Consider the following 6,678-nt stretch of genomic DNA (forward strand, 5'->3'; position numbering starts at 1 on the left):
ACCGCTTCTGCCCTACGCTTGCTCAAGGCTTCGTTGTATTCGTGCGAAGCCCTGGAATCAGTATGGGAAGAGACTTTCAAATCCAAGAATTTATATTTTTCCATAAGGGAGTGTACCTTCGCTATGATTTGATCTGCATCCCTTCTAATATCGCTCTTGTCAAGGTTGTAATAAATGATATCTGTATAGACTAACATATCACTTGGGATTCTGATAAGCCTATAGTTTCTCTCAATGATTCCCGGCTCCATATCCGTGGTGGTGATGCTTCGGTCCTCTACAGAGAAATGCCCACCCTTGGCCAGATTCAACAAGTAATCCGTCTCTGCTTCCAAATCACCTATATACTCGCCCTTGTCGTTGGGTATCATATCGAGTTTGTTTCCTTGGTTTCCTACCACCTGCAGGTCATAATCCTTGACCAACTCACCATCACAATCAACCACCCGAACCAACAACTGTCTAAACTCCAAAGCGAGTTTATAGATATTGTCCAAACCTGTATCACCCAGTCTGTTTGAACTAAGGTAGATTTCATCCTTATCAAACTTTCTATATCCAAAATCATCTTTTATGGAATTGATGGGGGCTCCTAGATTTGAAAGGTTAAAAAGCATTCCATCACCCTTGGAATCTGCCTGAAAAATATCGAAGCCCCCAAAACCTTCATTCCCATCTGAAGAAAAGTAAAACCTTTCTTCAAAAAGAAACGGATCTCTTTCGTTCCCCGGACTATTTACCAAATCACCTAAATTATTAGGATTAGAAAAAGATAAGTCCCCGTCAAACTCAACAAAGTATATATCAAATCCCCCAAATCCCCCTTCCATATCTGAAGAGAAGTAAAGTCTATTGGATCCAGAATCCACAAATGGGGTTATGATACTATGCCCGTAAATATTGTTATACGGAAAATCCTGTATATCAACAATTTCCCCATCGATCAACTTTCCGAAGAACAGTTCGGGATGGACAGTATGGCTCTTCTGCTTCTTCACTTTTGGAACATTTCTCGTAGCCGTAAAAAACATATATTCAGATCCGTCTATCATCGCAATCGCCGGGTCACTTATATGTAAAAAGTCGTCTCTTTCTACTTTGACTTCCCCAATGTTGTTATTGCTATCCCTTTTGTATATTTTGAGATATTCCCTTCCAGTCCAATCATAAATGTTCTTATTGAAAATTTTGTTTTTCGCATCGAACCTAATCAGGGGCATAGGTTTGCTGTCAATTATTTCTTCCCTATCGGAAACAAAGTAAAAATTCCCATCCCCGTCTTTGGCTCCCGTAAAATCCGCTGCAGTCGACGAGTTAAGATCGCTTAGATATTCCAACTCCAAACGGCTACTGGCTGAATGGGAGGCAAGAATCATATCCACTTTGGACTGCTCAAAGTCTTCGACTGCATATCCCAATGAAGCAAGCTTCTCCTTCGCAACTTCTTCTTGACCAACCACATACGATGACACCAAGTAACTTTCCATATCTTCCATTGTAGACTCCCCAGGGAATTCAACAACCTTTTCCCACCATTTATGGGAATTGGAATAATCCTTGAGTTTATCAAAACTCTGTGCCGCACCTTTTGCAGAGTGGTAGGTTTCCTTTTTTCCAAATGCTTGTGCATAAATCTCCGCTGCATGGTGGAAATTGCCCAACTCAACCTGCCCATCGGCATACCTGAGCATCTGGTTTTGGGCCCCTGCATGATGGAGGCAACCAAACACCAAAAAACATAGTATAATTATCCTGTAATTTTTTTTCATAATCAGAACCATCTTTGATTTTTCATTCTAGCATTTCTGGGAGACAAATAATAACCTAGGGATATTTCATGTGAATTATGTCTCATATCCACCAAAGCATTTAGGTTTTGGTCATAGGCATAACCAAACCTCAGATTATTGGTCACAAAAACTTCCATTAGCAATGCAACTGCATTTCTCGATGACAGGCTTGACTCTAAATTGTCCTTCCCCCATTTCACATTTGACCTGAAAGAACCTCCCAGCCAGAGCCTATCATAGAACAGTACCATCGCATTCAGATCATAATGGGTGGGTGCCCCCTTCACTTCCCTTACCAGCATAGACGGTTTCAACTTCACTACATTCGATATCGGAACCAAACCGCCCACTGTAAAATAATAGTGGAAATCGTGGTAAGCCAAAGCCAAGTCTTCACGCTCAACAGACCTTTTGCCTACCATATTATATGCACTCAAACCAGCATAGAAATTTGAGGTGTTGAAAAAAACACCTGCATTTAAGTTTGGTGTATATATATTGGCCAAACCACCCATCAAAACCTCATCCGGATAATCGTTGGGATCAAGCAATGAGCGGTCTATCGCATATTCAGATGCCCCGGCGCTTATCCCAAGCCCCAATTGCGAATCGAAACCTGTCTGGATCCTATATGCATAGGTCAACAAAGCACCGCTCGTCCTAGCTGGACCTAACACATCATTCAAAAATGAAACCCCAAACCCCATGGTGCCTTCATTCGCACTGAAATCCGCAGACATTGACAATGTCTTTGGAGCACCTGGGAAACCAACCCATTGAGACCTGTAGGTCGATTGCACATATCCCTCCTGCTTATACCCTGCATATCCAGGGTTGATGTGGAGGCCATTGAACATGTATTGGCTAAATTGGGGAAGTTGTTGACCGGAAACTTTCCCTGTCAGGGAGATCCCACATATCAAAATCAAGACAGTTATTTTATTTACAAAATTCATAACAATACCATAATTCATCTTAAATACACGAAAACAATACTCAACTCTTAATACATATCAGAAAATCACATAGAATAATGGAATTTCCTCCCTATGCTTATATTCGGCATCTAACCATTAGACCCAACTGATTCATAACAAATAATACCCTAAGGGTTATAGAATCCGAAAAGCTTAATCATAAGTAAACTTTAGAAGCCAAATACTATCAAAACAAATCGCTAAACAGTCTGGTAATAGTTAGACACTACGACCTATTGTTTAAATTGATTACTTCCTATCTAAAAGCTAAGATAGATTGAAAAATTCACTACAAATACAATTAAATATGTACAAAATAACAATTTAGCAAAAAACAGTTACTGAAAAATCCATAATAGCAAATTTTAGGTATAAAGTAATAGACAAACTACATTAAAACGCTATACAAATAGATTATACCAGTCAAGTCCTCTAACTAAACAAATATCATATTAAAAACTTGACAACCAGACTATTACGAGTCATTCAAAAACAAATGTAATAGATAAAAATACATTTAATTCAATTACAAACAGTTATAATTGCACTTTATAAAATGCACGGCAATTTATCAACAATTATATTAATAAACAACAAAAATAAGTAAAAAAGTATTTCACATACAGTTATACAACTTTAATCATTAAGCAACAATATTATAGATATAACCTGTAGATGAAGAAGCTTTAGATTCTTTAAAGAATAAACGTCAAACATGGACTTATATTTCAATCTCCTCAAATGTTGTCTTCCTCCCTATAAACCTGAGTTCGACTATTCTCACTTTGTCAACCTGCCTGCCGGCAGGCAGGAACGGTTTTAAATGGTGAGAACTACGAAAATAAGGTGCGAACTATTTTATGAAGTAAATTAATAAGTATGATTATCCGCAATGACACCAGTAGTTAAATTATACATATGTAATCATGCGGATAATTGTCAACTTGCCCTGGATACAATATGGATACATTATTTTAAATGGCTACTGGTAAGAATGCGGATATACATATTAATAAGACATCATATTGCAGATAATCATCAGCTGACAACAGATTGGGTAGAACAACTGCTGGGAATGTGATATTGGGTCACTGGCAAGAAGGCTTATTTAGGGTCTGCTTAAAAACACAAAACCAATTGCGAAAGTATGGGTTAGTTTACATAGTCAATGATCTTGCGTGGTGTTTTTCAGGAAAAGAACGCAAAAACTTTGAAGTATATTGACTTGGTTTTGTTAGCCAACTTCAGATCGCAGTATAATTATACAGCTTTACTTCGCCAACCCGTATCTTACGCAAATCTGACTTTTTCAGCAGACCCTACTTACATAAAACAAAAACAGCATATTCATTTTATGTAACCTTATCGGTCGACTCATCCATTATTTATCAATTTCTGTAATCACCAATATATGATAGCATTTATTTATTATTATATATCATTATCCATCGCATTTTTTTGTTATAAATAAAATTAAATGGTTAAAACAAACAATAATTTCACCTTATTGATCAGCAACAATAGGTTCTCATTTAAACAATGAAAAAACACAAAGCTGTAATTTTTGATGATCATAGGTTATTTAGTGATTCATTTTCATCAATGTTGGAAAAAGTAGAAATATTCACCTCAGTGCACTCCATTTTTGATGAAAAATTGCTTTATCAATTTCTGATAATCGAAGGGTCAAACCCGATATGTCTTTTTATGGATTTCAACCATTATGAAGGTAATTCACTTTTCCTAATCAACGAGGCTCGACGTTTTAATAGGAGTATAATAATTATTGTAGTTTCTGGGGTTACCTCTCCCTCACTTATCAAGTCTATATTAAGCTATCAACCCCAAGGGTTTATAAGCAAATTCTCAGGGTTTGACAGAGTTATTGAATGCTTGAAGAAAAATTTTGAAGGTTACCACTACATCTGTCCAGAAATAAAAAAAATGATGGGTTCCTTTGACGAAATTGATGACATTCAATTCACATCTCGGGAATTGCAGTTATTACAAATTTTTGCACAAGGCAACTCCATAATTCAAACTGCCGGAAAAGTTCATTTAAGTAAGCACACAGTCGTATCTCACCGCAGAAAAATGATGAAAAAAGCAAATTGCAGGTCTATCACTGAATTACTGGCGTTTGCCAGGCAATTAGAATTAATAAAGTAAAATTAATTTTATATGATTATCCGCAATGGCACCAGTAGTTAAATTATGCATATGTAATCATGCGGATAATCGTCAACTACGCCACGCCTGTCCGCCGTGGTGGAGCGCACGAGTGTCAACAGCCTACGGCCAACAGATTGGATATAACAGTTGTTGGGAATATTTTAAAGGCTACTGGCAAGAAAGAGTATATACATATATCCATAAGTTGAAAACAATAGCTTTTGACCTTGTAGGGACAAGGATGTTTGAAGCAACAAAATGCTCACTGGAAAGATGTCTATATCAAAACGGACTTTACCTTTAACAGACTTGATTGGAACATTACCTATGAAGGGAGTTGGGCTGACAAACCCCCAGTGGACAAAGATGTGGCATTGATTATTGAGATCTTTACAAACCCCACATCCTATTTTGTGAAAAATAACAATTTTTCGGTATTTTAAATTTAGCGGGAATTTGGTAGATTTAACAAATAATTACGATCAATTTTGTTGTATATCAATGGTATATTTCATCTAATGGTCGATTGTTATACCAAATGAAATAAAATTTTGTAAAAAATCATCAACAACAACTATTTAAAAAAAAAACACATGAAAAAACTTGTAGCAGAATTTATTGGAACCTTTTGGTTGGTATTGGGCGGATGCGGGAGTGCTGTACTTGCAGCTGCATACCCAGAATTGGGAATAGGATTTACGGGAGTGGCATTGGCCTTTGGGCTGACAGTTGTTACCATGGCTTATGCTATTGGGCATGTGTCGGGTTGCCATCTAAATCCGGCGGTATCAATTGGGCTTTGGGTAGGTGGTCGTTTTGACAAAAAGGAATTGCTTCCCTACATTGTCGTCCAAGTCTTGGGGGGAATAGCTGGAGCAGGAATCCTCTACATCATTGCCACTGGAAAGGCGGGATTTGAGCTTGGAGGCTTTGCTGCAAACGGGTATGGAGCACATTCACCCGGTGGGTACAGCATGTCGGCAGCTTTGGTAACAGAAATTGTCATGACTTTTATGTTCCTGATAATTATTCTGGGATCGACCCATTCAAAAGCCCCAAAAGGACTGGCTGGTTTGGCAATTGGGTTAGGCTTAACACTTATCCATTTAATAAGCATTCCAATAACAAACACTTCTGTAAATCCGGCAAGAAGCACAAGTCAAGCTTTGTTTGTAGGTGACTGGGCAATCGATCAGTTATGGCTGTTTTGGCTTTCCCCTATAGTTGGAGCAATATTGGCAGGACTCGTATACAAAGTGATTTCCCCAGAAAAGGAATAGAAAATAGCTAGGAGTTGAGTTGATAAGGGGGTGGGGATTCCACCCCTTTATCTCAAACAGAATCCTTCCAAAATCAAATCTTCGTCAAACTTCTTTTTTTTCAGATAATAATTACCTGCTTGGTAATACATCCAAAATTGATTATTCTGGGTATGCCCATCTTCATCCAGGATTTTCAATACCCTCTTCAAATAGTATTCCGTAGAATCTTGTGAAACATTGCTCTCCAAATAATACTCCAATAAAAACCCAACATGGACTGGGATTTCGTGATATGACAAAGCTTTTTTAGCTAGCACCACAGCTGAATCCATATTGCCACTGCGTGCAAAATAAGTGCTTCTTGTACCATATTAACCTGAGTTCGACTATTCTCACTTTGTCAAAACGGTTTTAAATGGTGAGAACTACGAAAAGAAGGTGCGAACTTTTTTATGAAGTAATATTGGGATATTGCGG

Annotated in this window: 5 protein-coding genes; 2 read left to right on the forward strand and 3 right to left on the reverse strand. The window is 37.8% G+C overall.

Translation table 11 applies throughout. The features are described from left to right. Both ACFSKL_RS21255 and ACFSKL_RS21260 read right to left on the reverse strand, forming a co-directional pair. Positions 1-1,769, reverse strand: a 1,769-nt coding sequence (locus ACFSKL_RS21255; protein ID WP_376889146.1) for an OmpA family protein, incomplete at its 3' end; no start/stop codon positions are given. A 2-nt stretch (positions 1,770-1,771) separates the two neighbouring features. Next, positions 1,772-2,746: a PorP/SprF family type IX secretion system membrane protein gene (locus tag ACFSKL_RS21260; RefSeq protein ID WP_376889148.1), complete on the reverse strand. Its 975-nt coding sequence runs from the start codon at positions 2,744-2,746 to the stop codon at positions 1,772-1,774. 1,560 nt (positions 2,747-4,306) lie between these two features. Here ACFSKL_RS21260 and ACFSKL_RS21265 point away from each other — a divergent pair. Together ACFSKL_RS21265 and aqpZ are read left to right on the forward strand one after the other, a co-directional pair. Beyond that, positions 4,307-4,936, forward strand: coding sequence for a DNA-binding response regulator (locus tag ACFSKL_RS21265; protein WP_376889150.1), 630 nt, complete (start codon positions 4,307-4,309; stop codon positions 4,934-4,936). 596 nt (positions 4,937-5,532) lie between these two features. Continuing rightward, positions 5,533-6,219 (forward strand): aquaporin Z, encoded by a 687-nt coding sequence (gene aqpZ / locus ACFSKL_RS21270; RefSeq protein ID WP_376889153.1) that lies wholly within the window; start codon positions 5,533-5,535, stop codon positions 6,217-6,219. A gap of 47 nt (positions 6,220-6,266) precedes the next feature. On the opposite strand, the gene ACFSKL_RS21275 is transcribed toward aqpZ, so the two are convergent. Continuing rightward, positions 6,267-6,500, reverse strand: coding sequence for a hypothetical protein (locus tag ACFSKL_RS21275; RefSeq protein ID WP_376889155.1), 234 nt, complete (start codon positions 6,498-6,500; stop codon positions 6,267-6,269). Positions 6,501-6,678 lie beyond the last annotated feature (178 nt).

The sequence above is a fragment of the Belliella marina genome (genome assembly GCF_042682445.1).
In the GTDB taxonomy this organism is placed as follows: Bacteria; Bacteroidota; Bacteroidia; order Cytophagales; family Cyclobacteriaceae; genus Belliella; species Belliella marina.